The organism is Desulfonatronovibrio magnus, from assembly GCF_000934755.1.
GTDB classification, from domain to species: Bacteria; Desulfobacterota; Desulfovibrionia; order Desulfovibrionales; family Desulfonatronovibrionaceae; genus Desulfonatronovibrio; species Desulfonatronovibrio magnus.
In genome coordinates this window covers 1-2,006 of the sequence record NZ_JYNP01000139.1, presented here as the reverse complement: position 1 = coordinate 2,006, position 2,006 = coordinate 1, and the positions used below count along the sequence as shown (strand labels likewise).

Here is a 2,006-nt window from a genome sequence, read left to right as displayed (position 1 = left end):
AAGATGCTGCATTCCAGAAGGTACTTAGTTCCTTCTCTGGAGTCTATTCAGGCAAGTGAAAAGCTTATGGGCAGTTTTGATATTGAGCATGTTGAGATTGAGACCCTGCTCTTTCAGACCGGATACCTGACCATAAAATCTTCACAGCAAATAGTCGGGGGTAAGCGGTTTACCTTAGGGTATCCAAACCTTGAGGTCAGACAAAGCCTGGCTGATTCCCTACTTACATACCTGGTGGGTTCACTGGCAGAAGCTGAAAATGCCAAGTTTTCAGCCTATGATGCCCTGCTTGCCAATGATCTTGACAGCCTGCGCGATATTTTTCATGCCTTTTTTGCCTCCATCCCCAGCGACTGGTATCGAAAGAATCAATTATCCAGGTATGAAGGTTATTATGCCTCGGTTGTGTACTGCTATTTTGCTGCCTTGGGTTTAAATGTTCACCCTGAAGATCCCACCAACAAGGGGCGGCTGGACTTGTCAATTCGTTTTCAGGACCGGGTATATATCATTGAATTCAAGGTGGTGGAGCTTGCGGGTGAGGGCAAGCCTCTGGAGCAGATTAAAGCCAGAGGATACGCAGAAAAGTATGCAGGCCAGGAAGTTTATCTCATAGGCGTGGAGTTCTCTAACCAGGACCGGAATATTGTGGGTTTTGAGTGGGAAAAGAGATGAAGAAATGCTGGAATAGAAGAATAAGATAGAAGAAATACTGGAATGCTGGAATGCTGGAATGCTGGGATAGAAGAAGAGAATAGAAGATAAGAACGTGGGAGCAAAGAAATAAATTGCAAATATTTTCGCTAACCTTTTGTCGATTAGATTATGAACAGTAAGCTGCAATCAGCAACCCAGGTGGTCAGGGAATGTTTCTGGGGAGATTACATCCTGTCGCCCCAGGATATCCTTGCCAAACTGGAATCTAATGACCCTGGATTTAATTATTTTCTTTTTTCCAAGATCATTGAAAACAGCCGTTATCCTTCCAGACATCTGTCAATCCTTTTCCCGAAAAAGGATTTGCATCCGATGCTTCAAAGATATTTGAGAATTTCAGACAATAATCAAAGGGTCCGTCTGGTGGCTGCCAATATCTCGGGCAACTATGATCTTGTGCCGGAGCTGCAATGGAAAAGATAGATGTAAGTTCATTATACTCATTGCAGGACAAGGTGCTTGAACTGGTTTATTCTGTGGAAACAGGATTTTATCTTACAGGAGGTACCTGTCTGCATAGATTTTATCATGAGGATCGCTACTCTGTTGATCTGGATCTGTTCAGCAGCGACAACACCTTGTTCCGCCAGGATACACGCAGCATCTTTATGGCATTGAAGGACGCTGGAGTCAGGTTTGAACCTATTGTTGATACAAGGGACTTTGTAAGAATAATTGCCGAGGACGAACTTAAGATTGACCTCGTGAATGACAGAGTGTTCAGGGTTGGAAAAAATATCCGTCATAAATCAGGTATCATGTTGGACAATATCCAGAATATCTCCGCGAATAAAATCTGCGCGGTTCTTGGTCGGGATGATCCCAAGGATGTTTTTGATCTGTATTCAATTAATGTCCGTCATTTGCCAGACTGGTCAAAGACCATTGCCCATGCTGCAAAAAAGTGTGTCATAGATCCTGAAACGCTATATTTTCGTTTAAACTCTTTCCCATTTGAGCTGATTGAAATGGTCCATGTCGTGAGCAGAGATTTTGTTGCTAAAATGAAGCAGGAATATAACTCAATGGTCAGGGATATTACCGGTTGGCAGAGAGATGGCCTTTAGTGTCATTTCAATCTTCAAGCACACTATCCATTCAAAATTTCAAAAAAAGATGAGTTAAATCGGGGACATTATGTTGCCAGTTTAGTTATGTTGCCAGTACCCCGCAATACCCCGCCCCACCCCGCATTTTTTTCTTTACGTTTTGAGTTTTAACGTACCCCGCATACCCCGCCCTTTTCAAGCAGGCATCAGAACATTATAATCAGTCCCGGACATTGAATC

At 43.1% G+C, this 2,006-nt stretch carries 3 protein-coding genes; all 3 read left to right on the top strand.

Going from position 1 to position 2,006, the window contains the following annotated elements; translation table 11 throughout:
• Positions 1-675 (top strand): PD-(D/E)XK nuclease domain-containing protein (locus tag LZ23_RS11785; protein WP_045214436.1); only part of this gene is annotated, 675 nt, incomplete at its 5' end.
• 150 nt (positions 676-825) lie between these two features.
• Entirely contained in the window at positions 826-1,140 is a 315-nt protein-coding gene (locus tag LZ23_RS11780; RefSeq protein WP_045214435.1) for a hypothetical protein, read from the top strand.
• The gene (locus tag LZ23_RS11775; RefSeq protein WP_045214433.1) at positions 1,128-1,784 is read left to right on the top strand and encodes a nucleotidyl transferase AbiEii/AbiGii toxin family protein; all 657 of its coding nucleotides are present in this window, start codon (positions 1,128-1,130) and stop codon (positions 1,782-1,784) included. The genes LZ23_RS11780 and LZ23_RS11775 overlap by 13 nt, the downstream gene beginning before the upstream one ends.
• Positions 1,785-2,006 lie beyond the last annotated feature (222 nt).